At 51.5% G+C, this 1,633-nt stretch carries 1 protein-coding gene; it reads right to left on the bottom strand.

What is annotated here, in order from left to right; translation table 11 throughout:
* Nucleotides 1-344: 344 nt before the first annotated feature.
* Nucleotides 345-1,484 (bottom strand): nitroreductase family protein, encoded by a 1,140-nt coding sequence (locus tag F0155_RS23060; RefSeq protein ID WP_150526911.1) that lies wholly within the window; start codon nucleotides 1,482-1,484, stop codon nucleotides 345-347.
* Between the last annotated feature and the right edge of the window lie 149 nt (nucleotides 1,485-1,633).

Genomic DNA, 1,633 nt, shown 5'->3' with positions numbered 1-1,633 from the left:
GATCTCAGGCAGAAATTCCACTTATTGAAACGCCCAATTTTGCCGAGCCACCTCTTAACATCGACAAACAGATGAGCCGGGCACTCCTCTAAATCCAAACCCAAGCGGTCCAAAAACATATGACGACGGACACCCTAACTATATCCCGAAACGTGCCCATGAAAATTGAGTGTGGGAGCCTTTTTAGAACAAAAGCTATACTTCCGTTTCTGTGGTGGGTTACGTACCTTTATGCCGATGAACCCCACTTCGATCGCCCTGGGGGTACCAACGACACGTGTTCCAAAGTGGTCAACTCGCCAATGCTTGTGGCCAGGGTTCTGTAGAACGCCGTCTCAAGAAGATCACGTGTCTCGCTGCCAGCTAATCACGTAGCGGGGCAAATCGGGCCGTTGGTCATCCAACGTTGAAATCGTTGTCATATTCCCGCCAATTCCCAAGGTGTCACACCCATATTCCCAATTGGCAAGCCAAATACCGAGGGCGACGATAGCGTAATAACGAGACTTGGTTGCCACACAGAAGTCCATCCGCACAAGGCGCCCTTCTTCGATGACGGTCACCGCTCGCGTTGTTTGAGCATTGAAGGATGACGGCGACCATCGGCAGGCCTCGAAGCAGCGGCCAAATTCAGCATAGACCTCTGCCTTAGGGTCCATGCTTTCAGAGCAATCAAGGTCTGTATAAAACAGTTCGCCCAACGCCTTACGCAATTTATGCGATCGTGCAGCGACGCGCAGCAGGAGCGGCTTATACCACGACGCGTATCCAATTGCGCACACACATATTACATGATCGCGAGCCGGATCAAAGCGTGTACCCATATGTTTGGCAATGGAGCTGGGGTCTGCGCCAGGGCCTATCCAGCAGGTTCCAAGCCCCATCCGGGTTGCCTCTATTACAACCTTTTGAAGACAACGGCCAATATCCATAACCGCCTCTTCGTGATAGTCGCGTTCGGCGACCGCCACTAGAAATTCATTTGCCCGAACCACCGGCCAAACGGTCAGCGGGGCAGCCAGATACTCCAGCCGAATTGGGTGAGATCCAATGCAATTTTCCTGTCGCGAATAGGTGTGTGCCAACTCCTTGAGCATTTCCCGATGTTCGTCAGAAAGATCCCGGTTCTGAAAGGATCGGCAGGAAACCCGTGCACGCATTAGGTCGAAAGCGTCAAGATCGGGAAGAGGCTTTGGCAGCGCTTCCTCAGGGTGCAATCCAAAACGGACGGTCGCAATGTCGAATATCAAGTTAGCAAATAACAATGCCGCCAGACACAACGGTAATCCTACAAGCAGCCAAGACCAAACGCCGATGAGCCCACCGATACCCGCCAGCAGGAGCATCAAGACTGCTGCCGTCAGATTGGGAATATATTGAAGCCACCCCGACCACTGTAGGCGTACCTTTATTCGCCACCACCACGTATTTTCGAACCATGCTTCGTGTGGTTTAGACAAGGGGCGCGCGAGATCGTCGCTCATAATAAGTTCTCATCCAAAAATTGTTAACAAATCACCACCTACGATAAGGATCGCTCTGAATGTACCCAGGTTATTATGGGTAAGCGACATAATTAACAGAGGTGGCTCGGTTTGTTTGGACAGGATGGAGCGTTTTATAAGTGGCTTTC

The sequence above is a fragment of the Roseibium sediminis genome, assembly GCF_008711325.1.
Lineage (GTDB): Bacteria > Pseudomonadota > Alphaproteobacteria > Rhizobiales > Stappiaceae > Roseibium > Roseibium sediminis.
Note: the sequence above shows the minus strand (reverse complement) of the source record. Positions and strands in the feature narration are given on the sequence as shown.